The following is a 20,857-nucleotide window of genomic DNA, read 5'->3' as shown; positions in this document are numbered from 1 at the left end:
CTGCCCCCGGTTCTTCGTGGATGTCACAAGGAGCGTACGTACATGCCCGGACAGCAGCGTCGCGACGCGCAGGCCGCCCCGCCCCCGGTCACCGCGGTCGCCGACCGCCTCGCGGACATCACGGCGGCGGTGACCGACCGGATCCGGTCCGAGATACCCGGCTACGTGGTCGTCCCCTACGCGGAGCACCGCGAGGACGTGCATGCCCAACTCGGCTTCATCATCGAGGGACTTGTCGCCCGCCGGCCGCCGTCCGGCGCCGCGAGCGAGCACGCGCGGTCCTTCGGCCGGCGGCGTTCCACCCAGCGTCTGGCCCTGGCCGATGTCATCGAGGCGTTCCACATCGCGTACCGGGAGATCTGGAACGAGCTGCTGACGGAGGCCCGCAGCAGCGACGAGCTGGCGCTCGCGCTGGTGGGTGAGGTGGGGCTGCTGTGGAGCTGGTTCCACCGGCTCAGCGCGGTGGTCGCGGACGCGCACTCGGCCGAGTCGCGCAGCCGCCAGGCCACCCAACAGGCCCTGCGCCGCGACCTGTTGGGGGCGCTCGCGGGCGGCCCGCTCGGCGAGGACAAACAAGAGGCCCTGGCACGCTCCCTGGGTTTCGAGCCGGACGGCGAATTCCTCGTCGTGTGCCTCGACGGTGTCGCCCAGCTCCAGGCCGACGCGGTCAACCAGGCTCTGGAGGCCCTGGGGCACCTCGGGGGTGTCGCGCACTGCTGCTACGACACGGGGGTCGCGGCCGTCGTCGCGCAGGGCTGCACGGCGGAGGACGTCCTGACGGCCGTCCACGAGGGAGAGCCGGAAGCACTGGCCGGTGTGGGGCTCCGGCGCCCGGGCGTCGCGGGAGCGGTGCTCAGCTTCGCCGACGCGGGCCAGGCGCTGGAGCGGGCCCGGCGGGTGCGGCAGGACGTCCGCTTCTCCGACACCTGGCTCCTGGCCACGCTCGGCAGCGCCGGGGACCGCCTGGACACCCTCTTCGCCCCCGGTGCCGCGGCGGCCGCCCGCCACCCCCGCCTGGCAGAGACCGTCCGGGCCTACGCGGCCCACGGCTACTCCCTGACCGCGTGCGCCCGGGCCCTGAGCATCCACCCGAACAGCGCCAAGTACCGACTCGACCGGTGGCGGACGCTGACCGGTTGGGACGTGGGGACGTTCGACGGGCTCGTGGCGTCCGTGGTGTGTCTTGAGCGGGAGGGGAGTGCGCAGGGATGACGGCAGGGGGCCGTCCGCCGGGAGCGGCGGGACGTCGGCGATGCTGACACGCCAGAACCACGCCGGTTAAGTCTGTTCTGTCCGGTGTTCCAGACGGTAGCTTGGAAACGAGGTCGCCCGAGGGAGGCTGATCGCCATGCCGTGGTACTTCTGGCTGCTTGCCGCCGCGGGGCTGGGCGCCGCGGAGTTCTTCACGCTGACGCTGGTCTTCGGGCTGTTCGCGGGCGCGGCCCTGGTGACGGCGGTGGTCGCGGGCGTGGGCGTCGGTCTGCTCGGCCAGCTCGTGGCACTCGGGGTCACGGCGGCAGCGGGCCTCGTCCTCGTACGGCCTGTCGTCCTGCGGCACCTGGCCCAGACGCCCCTCACCCGCGAGGGCAGCGACGCGTTGATCGGCAAGCCTGCCCAGGTCATGCAGGAGGTCACCGCGACCCGCGGCCTGATCAAGCTGTCAGGCGAGGAATGGTCCGCGCGCGCCCTCGACGAGAGCCAGGTGATCCCCGTGGGGGCGCTGGTCGATGTCATGGAGATCCAGGGCGCGACGGCGGTGGTCTACCCCAGAGAGCTCCTGCCCTGAACCTGCCGTGCACGCCCTGCACGGCCGACCATCCAGCAACGGAGGAAGCGTGGAAGCCATTCTCATCCCGATTCTGGTGGCGATCATCGTCGTCATCTTTCTCGTGGCCACCTCCGTGCGGATCGTCCCGCAGGCCCGCCGCTACAACATCGAGCGGTTCGGCCGGTATCGCCGGACGCTGCAGCCCGGCCTGAATCTCGTGGTGCCGGTGGCCGACCGCGTCAACACCAAGCTCGATGTCCGCGAGCAGGTCTACTCGTCCGACCCCAGGCCGGTCATCACCGAGGACAACCTCGTCGTGAACATCGACACCGTGCTCTACTACCAGATCACCGATCCGCGGGCGGCGGCCTACGAGGTCTCCGACTATCTGCAGGCGATCGACCAGCTCACCGTGACCACGCTGCGCAATGTCATCGGCAGCATGGACCTGGAGGAGACCCTCACCTCGCGCGAGGAGATCAACACCCGGCTGCGCACCGTCCTCGACGACGCCACCGGCAAGTGGGGCATCCGCGTCAACCGTGTCGAGATCAAGGCCATCGACCCGCCGAACACCATCAAGGAGGCGATGGAGAAGCAGATGCGGGCCGAGCGCGACAAGCGCGCGGCGATCCTGCACGCCGAAGGCGAGCGACAGGCCAAGATCCTCACCGCCGAGGGCACGAAGCAGAAGGACATCCTCGAGGCCCAGGGCACCCAGCAGGCCATGATCCTGCGGGCCGACGGCGAGGCGAAGGCGGTCGAGCGCGTCTTCCAGGCCGTCCACCGCAACAACGCCGACCCGAAGATCCTCGCCTACAAGTACCTCGAGACGCTGCCGCACCTGGCGAAGAGCGAGAACAACACGTTCTGGGTGATCCCGGGAGAGCTGACGGAGGCGGTCCGCTCCGTCTCCAGCGCGTTCGGCGACCACTCGACGATGGGCCTGCCCAAGAACGCGCAGCAGCCCGAGGAGTCCGCCTCCGACGACACCGACACCGGCTCCGCGGACGACACCGGTACCCCGGAGATCGAGCCGGGTCCGCCGCAGACCACCGCCGCCGCAGCGGCCGACGAGGTCGCCAAGCAGGCCGCCGCCGCGGTCAACCACGCGAAGGCGGAGGCCGAGGCCGCGAGGACGACCTCGACGCCGGGGCGGGGGAAGCCGGCCGCCGACTGAGCTCCCGGTCCAGTACGCCTCAGTCGTCCTCCGCCGGCGGCACCGCACGCTCCGACAACACCGGCTCCGCCCTCAGCTCCGGCCCCCGCAGCCGCAGCAGTTCCTCGAACTCCCGCATGCGGCCCGCCTGGTACGCGGCGATGTGCTCGGGGTCGTACGCGTAGAAGCCGGTGTGGTCCTGGAGGCCGCGGCGGTGGGACGTCATGTTGTCCTCCACCACGGCCGGGGCGCGGAAGCGGTCGCCGAGTTGGGCGGCGAGGTAGCGGGAGGCGTAGTAGAGGATGTCGCCGCCGCCCCAGTCGATGAATTCGAGCGGGCCGAGGACGGAGAAGCGTGTGCCGAGTCCGGCGCGGACCGCCAGGTCGATGTCGGTGGCGCTCGCGACGCCCTCCTCGACCATGCGGGCCGCCTCGTTCATGACGAGGGCCTGGAGGCGGGGCACGATGTAGCCGGCGGCCGGGCCGCAGACGACCGGTATCTTGCCGATGCGGCGCAGCAGTTCGGTCATCCGCTCCACCTGCGCGGGGGCGGTGCGGTCGCTGCGGCTGACCTCGACGAGGGGCATGAGGTCGGCGGGGTTCAGCCAGTGCGCGTTCAGGACGCGGCTCGGGTCGGCCATCAGGTCGGCGATCTCGGTGACGAGGAAGGTCGATGTCGTGGAGGCGATGACCGCGTCGGCGGACACATGTGTGTCGACCCATGACAGGGTGTCCCGCTTGACCTCGATGACCTCGGGCACGGCCTCGAACACGACGTCCGCGGCCGCGAGCCGGTCTTGGGCCGACTCGCGGTCGCAGACGAGGAGTTGGGGAGCTCGACCGTCGCCCGTCCCTGGGGTTCGCAGGCGCTCCAGCACCTGCTGCTCGGCCGCCTTCCGGTACCCCGCCCGGTCCTCGTCCGTCTCCTTGACGTCCGCGAGGGTGACATCCGTCCCGGCGGCCAGGAAGGCACGGGCGATGCCCTGCCCCATGCGCCCGGCGCCGACGATCACCACCACGTCGGTGCGTTCCGTGTCGGTCATGCGGGCAGCCCTTCGTGCAGCAGCTTGGTCAGTTCGGGGCGGGAGAGCCGGGCCAGGCCGAGGGACTCCAGCGTGCGGCCGTCGGCGTAGAGGTCCCTGCCGGTGACGGCGGACGCGATGCTCAACAGGCCCTGCGCGACGGGCGTGGGGACGTCGGCCCAGCGTCCCACCGACACCAGGAAGGACAGGCCGAGGCGGGTGTCCTCCAGCATGTAGCGGTGGTCGAGGAGGTCGATCCTCTCCCGCCAGTCGCCGCTGTCCGTGAGCCGTTCGTGGGCCGCGCGCCCGTACATCCACTCGTCGCCGTCCGCCGCGTAGTGGTCGGCGAGCGGGAAGTGCGGGGCCGCGTAGCCGAGCGCCTCGCGGACCGCGATCCGTTCGGCGTCGAGGGCGTCGGTGACCCGGCGGATCGAGGGCTGGGTGCCCTCGTTGTGGATGTCCCAGGCCGAACTGTGCTCCAGCGGACCGGCGTTCATGAGGATGAGCGGCGGATGGATCACAGGACCCGCGTTCATGAGCGCGCCGCTGAGGCTGTCCTCGACCGGCTCGACCGACGGGTAGGCCTCGCGCAGCACGCGGAACGCGGCGTCGGACGAGCGGGCGGGGAACACGCCGGTGGGCAGGCGCGTCGCGTACCCGCTCACCACCACCTCGTACGGTCCGTGCGTACGCGCCAGGTAGGGCAGCGTCCCGGTCTCGGCGAGCGCGACGTCCGCCGTGTTGCCCGCCTCGGCCATCGCCCTGGCGAAGAGCACGGTGCCGAAGGTGCCCGGCGGGAGGAACACCACCTGGCCCTCCTCCAGCAGCGGTGCCACCCGGGCCGCCAGGTCCTCGTGCACGGTCGCCGGCAGCGGTACGACGACGAGGCGCGCGCCCCGTACGGCATCGGCGAGGTCCGCGACGAGGCGGATCGTCCCGGCGCGCGCCGTGTCGCCCACGGTGACGTCCCTGGTGCCGCGGTGGTCGCGGACGGTGAGGGCGCCTCGCTCGCGCAGGCCGTCCAGGGCCTTGGTGTCACGCCGCCACCAGCGCACGGTGTGACCGTTCTCCGCGAGTTCGGCCGCTGCGGCGAAGCAGCCGTGCCCGCCGCCGAGGATGGTGATGTCCATGTGTGCTTCCGTTCCCTTCAGTTGAGCGTACGAAGCGTGGCTGCGCAGGTCCGGATCAGGCGACGGCGATGTCCGGCGTCTGTGCGGCGAGGCGTTCCTCGCGGGCGAGGCTGCGGCGGAAGTGGGCGCAGCCGCGCCACAGCAGCACGATGCTGCCGACCGAGGCGACGCCGTACACCAGCGACAGGGACGTACCGATGCGCTGACTCGATCCGAGCAGCTCGTCGGTGACCAGCGCGACCAGCGTCGTGCCGAGGCCCACGGCGGACAGGTTCGAGATGAGCAGGAACACGGCGGACACCTGGGCGCGCATCTGGTTCGGGCTGAGCACCTGCATGGCGGCGGTGGACGCGGGCATCGGGAACGAGGCGAAGAACATCGTGACCGCGAGCAGCACCAGCGACAGCCACAGCGGCCTGACGTGCGGGAACACGATGACCGGTACGAGCATGCCGACGGCGCCGACGACACCCGCGCGCATCGCCCCGTCCGGGTGGCCGAGCTTGGTGAGGCGGTCGACGAGCCATCCGCCGAAGAGCACGCCCGAGCCGTTGGCCAGCAGCACGACACCGCCCAGGACGTAGCCGACCTCGGTCGGGCTCAGCCCGAAGGCCCGCATGTAGAAGGCCGGCATCCACGCCATGAGGCCGAGCAGCACCATCGCGTAGCAGGAGAAGCCCACGTAGTGGCAGAAGAACGTGCGCGCATGGCCGCGCAGGAAGGTGAACACATCACGCATGGCCACCTTGCGTACGGCGCCCGCCGAGTCCCTCGCCAGGCCGCGCCGCACCGGGTCGCGGACCGTCAGCAGGAACACGAGCGCGACGAGCAGTCCGGGCAGCCCGATGATGAAGAACGTCAGCTGCCAGGCGCGCACCTCCCCCACGAGCGGGACGGCCACGGTGTCGACGTCCTTGAGCAGCCCGATGACGTACCCGCCGATGAAGAACGCGGCGCTGCCGCCGATGAACGAGCCGAGCGAGTAGATCCCGGCCGCCCGGCCGAGCCTGCTCTTGGGGAACATGTCACTGAACATCGAGTACGCGGACGGGGTCAGCGACGCCTCGCCCACACCCACCCCGACCCGGGCCAGGAACATGTGGGCGAACCCCTTGCTCAGCCCGGAGAGCGCGGTGGCCAGGCTCCACAGCGCGATGCCGATGGAGATGATCACGGGACGCGAGCGGCGGTCGGCGAGCGCCGCGATGGGCAGGCCCATCACCGAGTACAGGACGGAGAAGGCGAGCCCGCTCAGGAGGCTGAACTGGGTGTCCGTCAGGCTCAGGTCCCGCTTGATGGGCTCGATCATCAGCGACAGGGCCTGGCGGTCCACGAAGGACAGGACGTAGGCGGCCGTGCAGATGCCGACGATGTAGTTCTTGTACCGCTCGGACATCCGGGGCCCGGGGCCGGGTTCGAGATGGATTTCGGACAGCTGGGACTGCTCGGTCATGGGACGGCGCCTCATCGGGTCTGGGTGGGGTGGTGCCCGGTACGAGATGGAGCTGGCCAGGGATCAGAGGCTAGCCACGCCCAACTCGGTGAGCCATCCCTGGAATCCCGGTGCGGGATCGGGGATTTCCCGCATCACGTGGGCCGGGTCGGGGCGGGTTCCCCGAGGTCCTAGAGTGGGGCCGGTCTTGGCACAGCAAGGAAATGAGGATCAAGTGGTCGACATGACAGCCGCGGCGCGGAAGGTCTTCGACCGGTACGACGTCGACGGGGACGGGCAGTTGACTGCCGAAGAGTACCGGCAGGTCGTCGCGGAGCTCGGTGACACGGGTGTCACGGCGGAGGCCGCGCAGGAGCTCATCGACACCATCGACAGCGACGGTGACCGCAAGGTCTCGTTCGAGGAGTTCCGGGCCTCCATGGGTCTGTGATCTCGCGCATCGCACCACCGCCTGTGCCCCCGGGGTCGTGACTCCGGGGGCACAGGTGTGTCGGACGGCGACCGTCAGGCCCGGCGGCTCAGCGGGCGCCACCAATGGGCACGGCGCGGGTGCAGCGCCCGGCCGAGCCGGCGCCCGGCGACGAGGTATCCGACGAAGGCGCCCGCCGCGTTGAGGATCACGTCGTCGATGTCGAAGGCCCGCCCTGCGACCAGCAGGCCCTGGGCGAACTCGACGGTCAGCATCACGAACGCCGTCATCAGCACCACCCGGACGAATCCGCGGGTGCGCGGGAAGAGCACCGGCAGCAGCACGCCGAACGGCACCCCGAGAAGGACGTTCCCGCCGACCTGCTTGATGGCGTCGCGCCAGTCGGGCTGGTCGAGGTACAGGCCGATCGAACTGCCCGGGCGCAGGTTGGTGTGCGTCAGCGATTCCGAACCGGGCGAGGGGACGAGGGTGGCCCTCGCCAGCGCGACGGCGAACGCCACCATGCAGACGAAACCGACCGCCATCACGAAGGCCCGGACCAGCCGCCGGCCCCACGAGTACCGCCGCGTACGGGATTCGTTGTCCATGTACCGCCGGATACCACGGAGTTGGCGCCGCACACGCCCGGCCGGGCCCGAGCCCGCCGGGTGGCCGGAACTCGTCGGTCCGCGACCGCCCCGTCCTCCCCACCAAGACCTTGACACGTCCACCACCACTTGTATGGTCTAGTCCAAGCAACGGCCGCTCTGCTCAAGGGAGTTCACCCGCGCCATGCGTCGGGCGGACCCCTCCTGCCCCCTTCGCGCCTCTTGGTCCCCACCCTCGAGAGGCCGGCCCGGACGTGCGCCCCCACTTCACGCACGCCCCGGGAAGACCTGAAGTGAAGGAGTACGCATGAACGCCAGAAGGAAGACCGCCGCGCTCATCGGCGCGGCCCTCGCCCCGGTCATCGCCGTCAGCCTTCCCGCCGGTTCGGCGAGCGCGCACGGCCACATCTCCTCTCCGCCCAGCCGCCAGGCACAGTGCGCGGCGGGCACCGTCTCCTGCGGTGACATCACCTACGAACCGCAGAGCGTCGAAGGCCCCAAGGGGCTGACGAGCTGCAGCGGCGGCAACAGCCGGTTCGCCGAGCTCGACGACGACTCCAAGGGCTGGGTCGCCACCCCGGTCTCGCGCAGCACCACCTTCGAGTGGAAGCTGACGGCGCAGCACGCCACCAGCACGTGGCAGTACTTCGTCGGCGGCCAGGAGATCGCCGAGTTCAACGACAACGGCGCGAAGCCGGGCGCCACGGTCACCCACGACGTGGACTTCGGCTCGCTGACGGGCAAACAGAAGGTGCTGGCCGTCTGGAACATCGCCGACACGACGAACGCGTTCTACGCCTGCATCGACGTGAACGTCGGCGGCTGAGCGAGCGAGCACCTCGGTACGGCGGCGTCGCGGGTCTTCCCCACGTCGGGCTTCCGGTCCGTCACGGCCCGCGGCGCCGCACAACACCCCCCCACACCCCCCCCCACCACTCCCCCCTCGATCGGAGTGCTTCGCCATGCGCCTCCGCACACCCAGTCTGCTGATCGCCACCGCATGCGCCGCCGTCCTCGCCCCGCTGACCCTCGCCGGACCCGCGTCCGCCGAAAAGGTCGGCGCGCAGGCCGACTTCGTCGTCAGCCAGAGCCAGTTCGACCAGATGTTTCCGGGCCGGAACCCCTTCTACACGTACGAGGGCCTGACGGCCGCGCTCAGCGCCTACCCGGGGTTCACCGGCACGGGCAGCGACACCGTGCGCAAGCAGGAGGCAGCCGCCTTCCTCGCCAACGTGGGCCACGAGACCGGTGGCCTGGTCTACGTCGTCGAGCAGAACACCGCCAACTACCCGCACTACTGCGACAGTTCGCAGCCGTACGGCTGTCCGGCGGGCACCGACAAGTACTACGGGCGCGGCCCGATCCAGCTCAGCTGGAACTTCAACTACAAGGCGGCGGGCGACGCGCTCGGCATCGACCTGCTGCACAATCCCGACCTCGTGCAGAACGACGCGGCCGTCGCCTGGAAGACCGGCCTGTGGTACTGGAACACGCAGAGCGGGCCGGGCACCATGACCCCGCACAACGCCATGGTCAACGGCGCCGGGTTCGGCGAGACCATCCGCAGCATCAACGGCACCCTGGAGTGCAACGGCGCCAACCCCGGCCAGGTCCAGAGCCGTATCGACAACTACAAGAAGTTCAGCCAGATCCTGGGCGTCGACCCGGGAGCGAACCTGAGCTGCTGAAGCGGCGGTGACGGCGGCCGGCCCGCGGCGGTGACCCGGGACTCGTCCTTGAAGGGGCGTTGCCTCGCCGCGGGCCGGCTGGAACGCTTCTGGGGTCGAGCAGGTGGCTTCCGGGTCGAGCAGGTGAGGGGCTGATCGCCGTGTCCGCCGATCCGTCCGGCCACCGGGTCCCGATGAGCGGTGAGTTCGTGGTCTGGATGCTCGTCTCGCTGGTGAGCAGGACGCCGGTGGCCATGGCGCCGCTGGCCCTGGTGTTCCTCAGCCGGCACGGCGCGGGCGGGTACACCTCGGGGGCCGTACTGGCCTCCGCGTACGTCCTCGGCGAGGTGGCCGGTGCGCCTGTGCTCGGGGCGCGCCTGCGCGGTGGCCGGATGCGGCGGCAGCTGGCCTGCGGCCTGGCGGTCGGGGCGTGCGCCTTCGTGGCCCTGCCGTTCGCGCGCTCCGCCCCGCTGCCGGTGCTGATCGGTCTCGCCTTCCTGGCGGGCGCGGCACCGGCCGCCTGCCCCGGCGGGGCGCGGGTCCTCCTCACGCGCATGGTGCAGGACACCGCCGTGCCGCGCGCCTTGAGCGTGGAGGCCACGTTGACCCAGATCATCTGGGCCGCGTCGCCCGGCCTGGTGGTCCTCCTCGCCCTGGAGGCCGACGCCGGGGCGCCGCTGCTGCTGGGCGGCGTCCTCGCGGCCACCGGTTCGCTGCTGCTGTCGCGCCTTCCCGAACAATCCGACACCGGACCCGCCGGGCGCTCCGGGGCAGCGGCGGGCCGGGGCCTGCTGTCCGCCTGGCCGATCTACCTCACCAGCGCGGCCGCCATGACGATGCTGGCCACGGCGGAGCTCGTCCTGCCCGCGCTCCTCGAGGACCGACGGGTGGCTGTCGGCTGGGCCGGTCCGCTGCTCGCCGGTTTCGCGCTGTCGGGGGCGGCCGGGGCGCTCTGTTACGGCATGCGGTCCTGGCGGGGCTCCGCGCGGACCCAGAGTCTGGTCCTGCTCACGGTCACCGCCGGATGCGTAGGTCTGGTCGCGGTCCTGCCGGGCCTGCCCGGTATCGCGGCCGGGCTCCTCCTCGCGGGCGTCTTCCAGTCGGGCGTCATGATCACCCGGAGTCTCAGCCTGCGTGCGCGCCTGCCCGAGCACGCGCACGCCGGTGCCTACTCCGTCATGTACGCGGCCGGGGGCATCGGATACGGCCTCACCGCGGCGCTGTCCGCGGTGGTCCTGAGCGCGGCGTCACCCGCTGCCGCCGTCGCCGGAGGCGCTGGTTTCGCCCTGCTGGCCACCGCCGTCAGCGCGATCGCCGAGCGCGGTGTGCCGAAGCACATGTCGGGCAGTCGTCCTCGAAGTGCGCCGAGTGATCAATGTGCGGAGACTCGGCCCTGACGCGCAGAGAAGAGGACGACAGCGAGAGGTGGCATCGGCACGTGGCCCACACACCTTCTGACGGCCCGACCACCAGAGGCCGCAAGCGCATGCCGGAGACGGTCGCGGGCCTGCCCCAGCATGTGCGCGAGGAACTGGACCGCCGGCTGCGACGCACCAAGCGGGGCTATGGCAAGCAGGACGTCCAGGTCGTCGAGAAACCCCTGCTCAAGCGGGCTGTCGGCGCCTCGGCGCTCGGCAACTGCATGGAGTGGTTCGACTTCGGCGTCTACAGCTATCTCGCCGCCACCATCGGCAAGGTCTTCTTCCCCGGCGCCTCCCCCGGCGCCCAGCTGATCTCGTCCTTCGCGACATTCGCCGCCGCGTTCGTGGTGCGACCGCTCGGCGGCCTGGTCTTCGGCCCGCTCGGCGACCGCATCGGGCGGCAGAAGGTGCTCGCCACGACCATGATCATGATGGCGGCCGGAACGTTCTCGATCGGCCTCATCCCGAGCTACGAGACGATCGGCATCGCCGCCCCCGTTCTCCTCCTGGTCGCCCGAATGGTGCAGGGCTTCTCGACCGGTGGCGAATACGGGGGTGCCACCACATTCGTCGCCGAGTACTCACCGGACCGACGGCGCGGATTCCTGTCCAGCTGGCTCGACTTCGGCACCTTCGTCGGCTATGCCCTGGGCTCCGCGCTCGTCACCGTGCTGAACATCGCCCTCACGGACGCCCAGATGCTGTCGTGGGGCTGGCGCCTGCCGTTCCTGATCGCGGGCCCGCTGGGTGTCATCGGCCTGTACATGCGGCTCAAGCTGGAGGAGTCCCCCGCCTTCCAGCAGCAGCTCGACGAGCACGAGAAGAGCCTCGCCCAGGAGTCGGTCGGCAGCGAGTTCAAGACCATCGTCCGCGAGCACTGGCGGCCCCTGCTGGTGTGCATGGGCCTGGTCCTGCTCTACAACGTCACGAACTACATGGTCACCGGCTATCTGCCGAGCTATCAGACGGAAGCACTCGGCCGCTCCAGCGGCTCGGCGGACGTCCTGGTCCTCATCGGCATGGTGTGGATCGTCCTCCTCATCACCTTCCTCGGGCGCCTCAGCGACCACATCGGCAGGCGCCCCCTGTACGCGGGCGGGGCGATCGCCATGATCCTCCTGGCCGTCCCCGCGTTCCTCCTCATCAAGTCGGAGGGCACCTGGCCACCCATCTTCGGCGTGCTGATCCTCTCCACGCTCCTGACCTGCTTCGCCGCCCCCAGCGCCGCCACGCTGCCCGCGCTGTTCCCGACAGCGGTGCGGTACGCGGCGATGGGCATCGGCTTCAACTTCGCCGTGGCGGCGTTCGGCGGCACGACACCACTCGTCACGGAGGCCCTGGTCAACGCGACCGGCGACAAACTGATCCCCGCCTACTACCTGATGGTGGCCGGAGTCATCGGCCTGGTGACCGTCAAGTTCCTCCCGGAGAGCGCGCAACTGCCGCTGAACGGCTCCCAGCCGATGGTCGGCTCGAAGGAGGAACAGAAGGAACTCATCGACACGTCCCAGGACCTGTACCGCTACGCCAAGGAAGAGGCCGAGGCACGCTGACCGACCTGTTGCCCCTGCATCACTCGAATCCCCTGCCCGTACGTGCTACCCGACGGTAATGTTCGAGCCCGTCCGCAACTCCCGAGGGAATGGCATGGGCACCGTCATGGGATTCGATCCCGTCACCGAGCACGCGAGAACCCGCGCCGCGCTGGACTCCGTCCTCGCCCGCGTCGTCCGTACGGTGCGGGAGGCGCCCGACCAGGAGGCGGCGTCGGGGCTTCCCGGCTGGACGGTCGGTGACGTCGGCGCACACCTCGCCGCCGTCTATCTGGCCTGCGGCGCGCACTGGTCGAACGAACCCGTGCCCTGGGACGAGGTGCTGCCGCCGGGCGACGGGCCGCTCGTCGAGCGGATCACCACGCTGAACGCCCGGTCCATCGGGCTGCTCGACCCGGCGGGACGGGCCACGCTCGCCGACCTGCTCGCCGAGCGCGGCGCGGCCTTCCTGCGCGGAACCGAGGGCCTGGCCCCGGACACCCCCGTCGAGACACCCTGGTACGGCCCCGGGGTGACGCTCACCCTGGCGGCCCTGACCGGCCTGATGCTGAGCGAGAGCCTCGTGCACGGCCTCGATCTCGCCCGCGGCACCGGGGCACCCTGGCCGATCGGCCCGGACGAAGCCGGCCTTGTCCTCGGCCAGTTGATGCCGACGATGATGCCGATGACGGTGAACACGGCGAAGGCACAGGGCGTACGCATCGCCTTCGACCTCGCCATCAAGGGCGGCCCCCGGCTCGCCGTCGTCGTCGAGGACGGCGAGGCGACCGTCACCCGGGACGCGCCGACGCGCCGCTACGACTGCCGGATCACTGCGGCCCCGGCGACGTTCCTGCTGGTGTCGTTCCGGCGGATCCCGGTCTGGAAGGCGGTCGCGAGCGGCCGCATGCGCGCGGGCGGCCGCCGCCCGTGGCTCGCCACACGCCTCGGCGAACTCATCGCCACACCCTGACATCCCGTGAGGAACCGGCGCCTGACGAAGCGGACCCCGAACTGGCCGCTGGTGTGCAGCGTCGTCTGGATGACGCGGGTGAACCAGGGCGGCCGGGGGCGCAGCGCCCAGTACACGGCTCCGGCGGTGATGGCGGCGAACACGGCCAGGATGACCGTCGACAGGCCGGGATCCCGCCCGCTGAGCAGGACGGACATGGCGATGATGGGGCCGAACTCGCCGACGGCGCCGAACGCCATGGTGACGGTGCCGAACCGGCCCTGCAGATCGCCGCTGTCGCGCAGGAGGGGCACCACCGTGCCCAGGGCCGTGCTGGTGAGGGCGGTACCGAAGATGACGCTGCGCGGAAAGTCGAGACCGGTCAGGGCCAGGGCCAGCGCGAGACCCGCGACCAGCGAGATCACCCACGCCCACACGGCACGGCGCAGGGTGTCTCCGCGGATGGCGTCGAACTGGATCTCGTAGCCAGCGAGGAAGATCAGCAGGGACAGGCCGAGGTCGGCGAGCACGTCGGTGAGCTCCTCGGAGTGCGCCCACCCGAGGACGTCGGGGCCCATGACGATGCCAAGGACGATCTCGAAGATGACCAGAGGCACCCGGACCCAGCGGCCGAGACCGTGCGCCAGCAAGGGCGCGAGCACCGCCGCGGCCATGATGAGGATCAGCGTTCCTGGATGCTCCACGACGACGTCCCCTGATGTGCGGCCGGTACCTGCTGCTCCGAGGATCCGTGGAGCGGGCCGGTACGGCATCCATTGGCGGGCCGTGCGGGTGAACGTGCCGCCGAATCGGGCGAGTTGATGCGGTGCCGCTACGAAACCGGCTGCGCGCCGTCCCACGGCCCGAGACCGGCGAGCTGGGCGATCCTCAGCCCCGTGTGGAGCTCGCGGCGCAGCCGGCCGTCGCCGAGGTCGGCTCCGACAGCGGCACGGATCTTGCCGAGCCGGTAGTAGAGCGTCGAGCGGTGGATGCTGAGCACCCGGGCGGTCTGCTGGGCGTCGCCGCCCCTGTCGAGGTAGCAGTCCAGCGTCGTCAGGAGTTCGAGGCCGAGGCCTGCGGTGAGCAGGCGGTGGACCGGCGGTGGCAGCTCGTCGACGCCGAGTGTCTCCAGCGGCAGCCGGGCGAGCGTGCCGTCGAGGCCCACCTGTTCCCAGTCGGTCACGGTCGGGTGGTCGTGCGGTGCGAAGCAGGAGGCACGCCAGGCCAGCCGTGCGCGCTCGAAGGAACGGTGGACGTCGGCGAGTCCGACCAGGGGACCGATGCCGGCCCGTACGCCCGCGACCTGCGGTTGTTCGAGGATACGGGTCAGCCGCTGCTGGACGACCGGCCGCGGGAAGAGCAGGACACCCAGCCCGTCGGGCAGCGGCGCACCGGCCGCGGAAGCGGTCGAGGCACGGGCCACGAACCCGAGCGTCACCGTGACGGCCAGAGCCGCCCGTTCGCCGTCGCGGGGTGACGCGGTGCGCGGGTCGGTGCCGAGCACGACCGGGCAGTACCGCCCCGATGCGCTGAGGATCCGCTCCGCTACGAGCGCCTCGGCCGCGGCCGCCCGCCGCTCCGGGCCACCGGTGACCAGGTCGACGGTCAGACTCCGCGAGCGCGCGAACTCCTGCTCGGCCCGCAGGCCGCGGAGCGCCAGCAGGTCACCGAGGGACGGGCCCGCCTCCAGGAGTGTGTCGAGCGCGTCTGCCGGAACGCGCTCCGTGCCGAGCACGAGCACCAAGTAGCCCCTGATCCGGCGGTCCCGGTCGGCGAGCCGCAGGAAGAGGCAGTCGCCGAGCACCGGAACCGACTCGACGCAGTACGCACGGCTGTCCGTTCGCGGCGGTTCCCACGCATCGCTGTGTGCCAGGACGTGCGAAAGGCGCCGGCGGTCGGTCTCGCTCTCGTGCATGGAGTAGCCGACCACGCGCATCGACTCGTCGACGAGGACGAGCCGGTGCCCGACGGCCTCGGAAAGGTCCTGGACCGCGTCGTCGAGGTCGGGTGTCCGCTGCATGGACGCATCGTAGACACGCTCCGACAGACTGTCGGAACGCGGTGGTGAAGGTTGCCACCACGTTCCGATGCCGGGCGCCGCACACCCCGCCTAGGGTCGTGCTCACCGAGCGAGAGGGGTCGAGCATGACGGGTGTGGACTCAGGGCGGCGGATCGCCATCGTGGGCGCGGGCATCGGAGGTCTGACCCTCGCGGTCGAGCTGCGCAGGCGGGGCCTTGAACCTCATGTGTACGAGCAGACCGAGGAGTTGCGCGAAGTGGGTGCGGCGGTCGCGCTGTCGGCCAACGCGACCCGCTTCCTCCGCGACCGGACCGGCATCGGCGAGGGGCTCGCGCGGAAGGCCGCCGACGTCGACGGGTTGGTCTTCCGCGACGGCCGGGACGGCCGCGTGATCGGCAGGGTGCTGTCCCGCGAGGCGTACCGGGCGCGGTGCGGCGCGCCCTACTACGGCATCCACCGCGCCGATCTCCAGCAGCTGCTCGCCGGCGCCCTCGGCGGCGCCGGCCTCCACCTGGGGAAGCGTCTGGTGCGCGTCGACGACACCGGGCCCGCGGCGGCGGTCCTGCACTTCGCCGACGGGGACCGTGCCGAGGCCGACCTGGTCATCGGCGCCGACGGCGCGAAGTCGTTGCTGCGCCGTGAAGTCGTCGGCTACGACGACGCCCGCTTCTCGGGCTGCTACGGCTGGCGCGGCATCGTCGGGCCCGAGCACCTGGACCTGCTCCCGGACCCCGAGGCGATCCAGTTCTGGATGGGTCCTGGCGGCCATCTGCTGCACTACCCGATCGGCAGCGGCGAGCAGAACTTCCTGCTGGTCAAGCGGCTCGAGGGGCCATGGCCCGAACAGGCCTGGCTCGCACCCGCTTCGCCCGGGGAACATGCTGCCGCCTTCGAGGGCTGGCACCCCGCCGCCCTCCAGATGATCAACGCGGCGCCGGCCACGGAACGTTGGGGACTCTTCCACCGGCCGCCTCTGCACCAGTGGAGCAAGGGACGCATCACGCTGCTCGGCGACGCCGCGCACGCGCTCGTGCCCCACCACGGCCAGGGCGCGAACCAGTCGATCGAGGACGCGATCGTCCTCGCCGACTGTCTGACCGACGCACTCACCCGTGGCGAGGACTGGGAGCGGGCACGGCTGCGCTACCAGGAGCGGCGTCTGGAGCGCACCCGCAAGGTGCAGGTCGCCTCGATCACGACCGCCGACGTGCTGCACCTTCCCGACGGGGCCCGCGCCGACGCGCGCAACGGGCGCCTCGGCGCACCCGACGCGTGGGAGCGCCACCTCGCCTGGATCCACCAGTACGCGGCCGATCGCGACTGACACACCATCATGTCGCCCGCTGGCAGCGTGCCGACCTCACCGCACCACGACCGGCACGGTCACCGTCACCGCCTCCGGGCGTCCCCCGCGGCGTGCCTGGTGCACGTCGCGGTACGTCCCGTCCGCCCGGCGCCGTTGGTACACCAGAATGAGGCGTGCCGTGCCCCTGCGCAGGCCGCGGAGTGTCACCTTGCCGTTCTCGACGCTCACCGACGCCGGGCCGGCCGGGCGCAGTTCGGCCCGCAGCCGGTTCTCCGGTGCCGAAAGGTCGAACGCGGCGCCCGCGGCGCTGCGCACCGAGCAGACGACGTCCGCCGTCCCGCCCACGTGCACCGCGACCGGCCGGGCGGTGAGCGTGAACGGGGCGGTCCCGGACGGCACCGGTTCGTCGCCGGTGGACTGGTCGATGGTGAGGCGTGGGAGACCGCCGGCATGGTCGTCGATGCGCAGCCGCTCGGTGTAGACGATGCGGTCGGGCGAGGTGGGCGACGTACGGCCGTGGTGCACGTAGTACAGCTCGCTGCCGTCGGGTGAGGTGGTCAGGCTGCCGTGGCCGGTGGAGTACATCCCCACGTCGGGGCTCTGCGACAGGACCGGGTTGTGCTCGTACTTGCGCCACGGGCCCAGCGGATGGTCCGCGACGGCGTAGCCCACGCCGTAGTACTGGTTCTCGAAGTTGTTGGCCGAGTAGGTCAGGTAGTAGAGAGTCCGCCGCTCACCGGCGTGGACGTAGTCGTGCCGCCAGGCGGTGGAGCCCTCTTCCCAGCGGCGGTCCTTCTTCGAACCGCCGGATGTCGCATGGTCGTTGACGTGTGCGTCCTCCCAGGCCTGCGGGTCGGCGGCATAGGTGAGGACCGGAACGAATCCGTCTCGGCGCCGCGCGCCGGAGGCACTGGTCCGCGCGTTGGAATCGACGTACCGCGGATGGATGGTGGGCATGGTCGCGCCCTCGGGGTCCCGCCACCAGCGCGTGGTCAGCTCGACGGCCGCGATGTTGGACTCCTCGATGTACTTGCCGAGGCCGGTGTCCCACACCCAATTGCGGTAGGCGTTGCTGGAGAAGTACAGGTAAATGCGGCCTTCGTCGAAGAGCAGATTCGCGTCGATCATCGGGATGTACGAGCCCAGCGGCGCGGTGCGCCCCTCCTCCTCGGTGGCCGGCGGGGTGAGCTGGTCGTCGCCCATGATGAGGTTGACGTCGTGGTAATCCGGTTTGTACGGGTGGTAGTCGATCGGCCGGTCGGCGATGTTGCGGAACGGGCCCTCGGGCGTGCGGGACACCGCGACCCCGATGGAGCACGGCTCCTCGAAGTCCGCGTAGCCGAAGTACTGTTCGCCCATGGCACTGCCCATGCGGGCCGCGTAGAACAGGAAGTACAGACCGGTCTCGGGATTGCGGTAGACCTCCGGCGCCCAGAACCAGTCCTTGCCCCACTGCTTCGGGTCGTCCGCGCGCAGCGCGCCGCCCGGCAGTCGCTCCCACGTCGCCAGGTCGGGCGAGCGGTGCACACCGAAGTAGTAGCCGTCGTCCGAACCGCCCGTGCAGTACGCGTAGTAGTAGCCGCTGGGCTCGTCGAACAGCACGTAGGGGTCGCCGCCGGACGTCTCCGCGTCGTTGGCGTACGTGGCGTCGGTGACCTGCGCTCCGCGCCGTGGAGCCGCGACGGCGACGCCCGGCGCCAGAGCCGCCGCGGCGATGGCCAACGTCCCACCGAGGACGGCACGCCGGGCGGGCGGGATCGAGGGACGCGCGGGCTCATGACTCATGACAGCACCTTCTTCAACTCACCTACGGACAAGGAATGCTGCGGGGAGTGGGTGGTCAGCAGCCTCCGCAGTTGTAGAACGTCACGTCCCAGTGGTTGCCCTCGTCCGCGTACACGTTGCCGGACCCGGCCTTGTACTGCGGGGCGCCGTCGCCGCGCAGGCCGATGTACGTGAAGTGGTTCTTGACGTAGTTCGTGACGCAGGTGCTCTTGCCGAAGTCGAGCTTGTAGCCGTTCCAGTGCGAGTACGTGCCGCTCGCGTGGCCGGTCTCGGTGCCACCCGTGATGTTGAGCGCGCACGCGCTGGCCTTCTTCAGCGTCTGGGCGCCCTGGGCGGTGGCGAGATTGAGCTGCTCGAACGACGTGCACGTGGAGACGTTCCGGTCGGAACAACCGCCGGACGACGACCAGGTGATCCCGACCGAGCGGAACATCGACGTCGCCGTGGCGTGCGAGATCTTCGTGGCGGCGAACGCGTCGGTCGAGGTCGTCAGCACCCCGAATCCGGGGGCGATGAGAGCGCCCGTGGTGAGGGCGAGCGCGGTGAACACGGAGCGGATACGCATGGGGATCGCGACCTTCCTGCCAGTGCCTGGGTGCTGAGTACTGAGTCCTGAGTGCTGAGTCCTGAGCGGGATGTGACAGCTGTGGTGCAGGTGGATCGGCCCAGATCGTGCCAGGGTCTACGCGCGTGCGGAAGACCCCGGACGGCCGGCCGGTGCCGTGGCAGCCGACCGTCCGGGGCCCGCATGGCATCCGTCAGGGGTAGGAGACGACCGTCGAGGGGACGGTGTCGCTGCCCGAGGTGGCGGCGCCGATGTCGTTGATGACGTGTTCGTACTGGCCCTTGCCGCCCAGTGACACCACGAGCAGGTCGTGGAACTTCACGCCCGGTGTGTTCGGAGCGGCGAAGCCGTGGTGTTGCACGATGGTCGGGTCGACGTTGTAGAAGCAGTACGAGCCGAGTCCCCAACCCTCGTGGCTCGTCACGGAGTCGGCGACCTTGTAGGCGGCGAAGCCCTTCAGATCGCCGTTCTGAATGGCTGCCTGGTTCGGGGCGTCGTAGGCCTTCTCGTTCTGGAAGAAGATGGTGCGGCCGCGTTCGCCGTTCCACTGGACGTCGTACTTGTTGAAGTGCTCGACGAACAGGCCGGTCATCAGCACGTCGTCGCCGTTGACGACGACGCCGTAGTCGGCTCGGTTGGTGTCCCAGCCCACGCCCTCTCCGTGGTCGGCGCGCCACACCCATGTGTGGTCGACGATGGTGTGCCGGGCGTTGATGACAAGGCTGGTGGTGGCCTTGCCGGCGCCGGCGCCGCCGATGCGGACGAACACGTCCTGCATGGTGATCGGGTCGGCGGAGTGGTCCGCGGAGGCGCCCTGCGGGCCGATCTCGATCAGGGTGGGAGAGTTGACGGTCCCGGCGTCCACCAGGAACCCGGCGAGCCGCACGCCGTCGACGTCCGCCACCTTCAGCGCCGTCACACCGCCGTCCGGGACGAGGGTGGCATAGCCGAGACCGAGGACGACGGTGCCCGCGCGCTTCACCTCCACGGGCGCGTCCAGGTGGTAAATGCCGGGTGTGAGAAGCAGATTGAGCCCCTGATCGAGGGCGGCGTTGAGGGTGCTCGCGTCGGCGCCGGGCTGGGCGACGTAGAACTGGCTCAAGGGGAGCGAGGTGCCGCGTGGTGTCCCGCTGCCCCAGGTCGTGCCGCGCGCGTTGGTCCGCTTTTCCGGCAGGAACACCTTGTAGTCCGCGCCGTCCAGGTACAGGAAGGGCTTCTCGCGGGAGACGAGGGTGGTGTCGAGGGTGGAGTACGGAGGGTTCGGGAAGCTCTGCGCGGGGGCTCCCTCAACTCCCGAGAACACCATGTTCCAGACGGCGTTCTGCCATCCGCCCACCGAGGAGTCGCGGGTGTACCACTGCTGCTGCGAGTACGGGCCTACAGTGCCGTCGATGCGGCTGTCGGCGATGTAGCCGCCGCTGGCCCAACCGTAGCCGTCCGGGGAGAGGTTGAGGCCGCCGCGCACGTGCATGCGGCGGAAGGGGGCGGCCTGGGCGACCGCCCACCGGTTGGTCCCGTTGACCGGCACCAGCGCCAGGTTCTCGGCGCTGCGCCAGAAGTTCTGCGTGGCGTTGCCGTCGAACCAGCCCGCGTCCACGGTCACATCACCGTTGATGATGGTGTCGTCCGGGGACAGTCCGAGGCCGGATATCGAGGTGTAGAAGCCGAGTTGGGCATTGAGCCCGTTGTAGGTCCCCGGCTTGAACAGCAGTTGATACCGGCCTGCGCCGAACTGGGCGGACTCCTGCTGCTTGAAGATCTCGTCCAGCTTGGCCTGGATGCCGGGCGTGGACGGGTCGAACACGATCACATTGGGCCCGAGGTCACCGCCTGCGGCGAGGGGCTTGCGCCGCGCGGGCGCGGCCGGCGCCGACGTCGCCCCGAGAACGGGCAGCGCGGCGCCGACGGCGGCGGCCGCGCCGAGAACTCTGCGGCGCGACAAGGGCAGGGGGAAGCGAGTCACAGCGGCTCTCCTGGTTCAGGAAATGAACGAGTGGGGGGTGTGGGAGCGCTCTCTTGGCGACGCATGCTTCAGTGCTGTGAACCTTGAGTCAAGAGGT

At 70.6% G+C, this 20,857-nt stretch carries 18 protein-coding genes and 1 pseudogene; 10 read left to right on the top strand and 9 right to left on the bottom strand.

The features are described 5' to 3' along the window. Positions 1-42 precede the first annotated feature (42 nt). The 3 genes from ACZ7L4_RS02340 (at position 43) to ACZ7L4_RS02330 (ending at position 2,948) form a co-directional block, all read left to right on the top strand. The gene (locus ACZ7L4_RS02340; protein WP_472098971.1) at positions 43-1,212 is read left to right on the top strand and encodes a PucR family transcriptional regulator; all 1,170 of its coding nucleotides are present in this window, start codon (positions 43-45) and stop codon (positions 1,210-1,212) included. 136 nt (positions 1,213-1,348) lie between these two features. Continuing rightward, positions 1,349-1,786: an NfeD family protein gene (locus tag ACZ7L4_RS02335; protein WP_472098969.1), complete on the top strand. Its 438-nt coding sequence runs from the start codon at positions 1,349-1,351 to the stop codon at positions 1,784-1,786. Between the two features lie 49 nt (positions 1,787-1,835). Next, positions 1,836-2,948 (top strand): SPFH domain-containing protein, encoded by a 1,113-nt coding sequence (locus tag ACZ7L4_RS02330; RefSeq protein WP_472098968.1) that lies wholly within the window; start codon positions 1,836-1,838, stop codon positions 2,946-2,948. Between the two features lie 19 nt (positions 2,949-2,967). Here the strand turns inward: ACZ7L4_RS02330 and ACZ7L4_RS02325 are convergent, their stop codons facing one another. From ACZ7L4_RS02325 to ACZ7L4_RS02315, 3 genes are read right to left on the bottom strand one after another with little or no spacing between them, the layout of a single operon-like run. Further along, positions 2,968-3,969 (bottom strand): 3-hydroxyacyl-CoA dehydrogenase NAD-binding domain-containing protein, encoded by a 1,002-nt coding sequence (locus tag ACZ7L4_RS02325; protein WP_472098966.1) that lies wholly within the window; start codon positions 3,967-3,969, stop codon positions 2,968-2,970. Next, positions 3,966-5,078: an NAD/NADP octopine/nopaline dehydrogenase family protein gene (locus ACZ7L4_RS02320; RefSeq protein ID WP_472098964.1), complete on the bottom strand. Its 1,113-nt coding sequence runs from the start codon at positions 5,076-5,078 to the stop codon at positions 3,966-3,968. Before ACZ7L4_RS02320 ends, ACZ7L4_RS02325 begins: the two co-directional genes overlap by 4 nt. Positions 5,079-5,133: 55 nt before the next feature. After that, the gene (locus ACZ7L4_RS02315; RefSeq protein WP_472098962.1) at positions 5,134-6,531 is read right to left on the bottom strand and encodes a spinster family MFS transporter; all 1,398 of its coding nucleotides are present in this window, start codon (positions 6,529-6,531) and stop codon (positions 5,134-5,136) included. A 223-nt stretch (positions 6,532-6,754) separates the two neighbouring features. On the opposite strand from ACZ7L4_RS02315, the gene ACZ7L4_RS02310 reads away from it, so the two are divergent. Then, a complete protein-coding gene (locus tag ACZ7L4_RS02310) occupies positions 6,755-6,961 on the top strand; it encodes an EF-hand domain-containing protein (RefSeq protein ID WP_385754852.1) in 207 nt (68 codons plus the stop codon). A 74-nt stretch (positions 6,962-7,035) separates the two neighbouring features. On the opposite strand, the gene ACZ7L4_RS02305 is transcribed toward ACZ7L4_RS02310, so the two are convergent. After that, the gene (locus tag ACZ7L4_RS02305; RefSeq protein WP_472100355.1) at positions 7,036-7,485 is read right to left on the bottom strand and encodes a VanZ family protein; all 450 of its coding nucleotides are present in this window, start codon (positions 7,483-7,485) and stop codon (positions 7,036-7,038) included. Between the two features lie 370 nt (positions 7,486-7,855). Between ACZ7L4_RS02305 and ACZ7L4_RS02300 the strand changes: the two genes are divergently transcribed. The 5 genes from ACZ7L4_RS02300 to ACZ7L4_RS02280 all read left to right on the top strand — a co-directional run bounded on the left by ACZ7L4_RS02300 (position 7,856) and on the right by ACZ7L4_RS02280 (position 13,141). Continuing rightward, the gene (locus ACZ7L4_RS02300) at positions 7,856-8,374 is read left to right on the top strand and encodes a lytic polysaccharide monooxygenase auxiliary activity family 9 protein (RefSeq protein ID WP_472098960.1); all 519 of its coding nucleotides are present in this window, start codon (positions 7,856-7,858) and stop codon (positions 8,372-8,374) included. Between the two features lie 136 nt (positions 8,375-8,510). Further along, positions 8,511-9,236, top strand: a complete 726-nt coding sequence (locus tag ACZ7L4_RS02295; RefSeq protein ID WP_472098959.1) for a chitinase — start codon at positions 8,511-8,513, stop codon at positions 9,234-9,236. Between the two features lie 140 nt (positions 9,237-9,376). Beyond that, positions 9,377-10,612 carry a hypothetical protein gene (locus ACZ7L4_RS02290; protein ID WP_472098957.1) on the top strand — a complete coding sequence of 412 codons (1,236 nt, stop codon included), beginning with the start codon at positions 9,377-9,379 and terminating at the stop codon, positions 10,610-10,612. A gap of 89 nt (positions 10,613-10,701) precedes the next feature. Next, positions 10,702-12,189: a glycine betaine/L-proline transporter ProP gene (gene proP / locus ACZ7L4_RS02285; RefSeq protein WP_472098955.1), complete on the top strand. Its 1,488-nt coding sequence runs from the start codon at positions 10,702-10,704 to the stop codon at positions 12,187-12,189. A gap of 94 nt (positions 12,190-12,283) precedes the next feature. Next, entirely contained in the window at positions 12,284-13,141 is an 858-nt protein-coding gene (locus tag ACZ7L4_RS02280; protein ID WP_472098953.1) for a maleylpyruvate isomerase family mycothiol-dependent enzyme, read from the top strand. Here ACZ7L4_RS02280 and ACZ7L4_RS02275 read toward each other — a convergent pair. Together ACZ7L4_RS02275 and ACZ7L4_RS02270 are read right to left on the bottom strand one after the other, a co-directional pair. Further along, positions 13,129-13,824, bottom strand: a pseudogene (locus ACZ7L4_RS02275) (cation:proton antiporter); the annotation flags it as partial. The gene ACZ7L4_RS02280 and the pseudogene ACZ7L4_RS02275 overlap by 13 nt on opposite strands. 128 nt (positions 13,825-13,952) lie before the next feature. Next, positions 13,953-15,140, bottom strand: coding sequence for a PucR family transcriptional regulator (locus tag ACZ7L4_RS02270; protein ID WP_472098952.1), 1,188 nt, complete (start codon positions 15,138-15,140; stop codon positions 13,953-13,955). Between the two features lie 125 nt (positions 15,141-15,265). Between ACZ7L4_RS02270 and ACZ7L4_RS02265 the strand changes: the two genes are divergently transcribed. Next, positions 15,266-16,465 (top strand): FAD-dependent monooxygenase, encoded by a 1,200-nt coding sequence (locus ACZ7L4_RS02265; protein ID WP_472098950.1) that lies wholly within the window; start codon positions 15,266-15,268, stop codon positions 16,463-16,465. A gap of 36 nt (positions 16,466-16,501) precedes the next feature. Here the strand turns inward: ACZ7L4_RS02265 and ACZ7L4_RS02260 are convergent, their stop codons facing one another. From ACZ7L4_RS02260 to ACZ7L4_RS02250, 3 genes are all read right to left on the bottom strand, one after another. Then, positions 16,502-18,232 carry a family 43 glycosylhydrolase gene (locus ACZ7L4_RS02260; RefSeq protein ID WP_472098948.1) on the bottom strand — a complete coding sequence of 577 codons (1,731 nt, stop codon included), beginning with the start codon at positions 18,230-18,232 and terminating at the stop codon, positions 16,502-16,504. A gap of 55 nt (positions 18,233-18,287) precedes the next feature. Further along, on the bottom strand, positions 18,288-18,797 hold the full coding sequence (locus ACZ7L4_RS02255) for a hypothetical protein (RefSeq protein WP_472098946.1): 510 nt from the start codon (positions 18,795-18,797) through the stop codon (positions 18,288-18,290). Between the two features lie 193 nt (positions 18,798-18,990). Further along, positions 18,991-20,760, bottom strand: a complete 1,770-nt coding sequence (locus ACZ7L4_RS02250; RefSeq protein WP_472098945.1) for a coagulation factor 5/8 type domain-containing protein — start codon at positions 20,758-20,760, stop codon at positions 18,991-18,993. Positions 20,761-20,857: the final 97 nt, after the last annotated feature.

This window comes from Streptomyces sp. NPDC107575, from assembly GCF_055657265.1.
Note: the sequence above shows the minus strand (reverse complement) of the source record. Positions and strands in the feature narration are given on the sequence as shown.

What these genes read in the sequence shown, in the direction of transcription:
- ACZ7L4_RS02340 (WP_472098971.1), top strand. Translation starts at nt 43, where the DNA reads ATGCCCGGACAGCAGCGTCGCGACGCGCAGGCCGCCCCGCCCCCGGTC.
- ACZ7L4_RS02335 (WP_472098969.1), top strand. Translation starts at nt 1,349, where the DNA reads ATGCCGTGGTACTTCTGGCTGCTTGCCGCCGCGGGGCTGGGCGCCGCG.
- ACZ7L4_RS02325 (WP_472098966.1), bottom strand. Translation starts at nt 3,969, where the DNA reads ATGACCGACACGGAACGCACCGACGTGGTGGTGATCGTCGGCGCCGGG.
- ACZ7L4_RS02320 (WP_472098964.1), bottom strand. Translation starts at nt 5,078, where the DNA reads ATGGACATCACCATCCTCGGCGGCGGGCACGGCTGCTTCGCCGCAGCG.
- ACZ7L4_RS02315 (WP_472098962.1), bottom strand. Translation starts at nt 6,531, where the DNA reads ATGACCGAGCAGTCCCAGCTGTCCGAAATCCATCTCGAACCCGGCCCC.
- ACZ7L4_RS02310 (WP_385754852.1), top strand. Translation starts at nt 6,755, where the DNA reads ATGACAGCCGCGGCGCGGAAGGTCTTCGACCGGTACGACGTCGACGGG.
- ACZ7L4_RS02305 (WP_472100355.1), bottom strand. Translation starts at nt 7,485, where the DNA reads ATGGCGGTCGGTTTCGTCTGCATGGTGGCGTTCGCCGTCGCGCTGGCG.
- ACZ7L4_RS02300 (WP_472098960.1), top strand. Translation starts at nt 7,856, where the DNA reads ATGAACGCCAGAAGGAAGACCGCCGCGCTCATCGGCGCGGCCCTCGCC.
- ACZ7L4_RS02295 (WP_472098959.1), top strand. Translation starts at nt 8,511, where the DNA reads ATGCGCCTCCGCACACCCAGTCTGCTGATCGCCACCGCATGCGCCGCC.
- proP (WP_472098955.1), top strand. Translation starts at nt 10,702, where the DNA reads ATGCCGGAGACGGTCGCGGGCCTGCCCCAGCATGTGCGCGAGGAACTG.
- ACZ7L4_RS02280 (WP_472098953.1), top strand. Translation starts at nt 12,284, where the DNA reads ATGGGCACCGTCATGGGATTCGATCCCGTCACCGAGCACGCGAGAACC.
- ACZ7L4_RS02270 (WP_472098952.1), bottom strand. Translation starts at nt 15,140, where the DNA reads ATGCAGCGGACACCCGACCTCGACGACGCGGTCCAGGACCTTTCCGAG.
- ACZ7L4_RS02265 (WP_472098950.1), top strand. Translation starts at nt 15,266, where the DNA reads ATGACGGGTGTGGACTCAGGGCGGCGGATCGCCATCGTGGGCGCGGGC.
- ACZ7L4_RS02260 (WP_472098948.1), bottom strand. Translation starts at nt 18,232, where the DNA reads ATGAGTCATGAGCCCGCGCGTCCCTCGATCCCGCCCGCCCGGCGTGCC.
- ACZ7L4_RS02255 (WP_472098946.1), bottom strand. Translation starts at nt 18,797, where the DNA reads ATGCGTATCCGCTCCGTGTTCACCGCGCTCGCCCTCACCACGGGCGCT.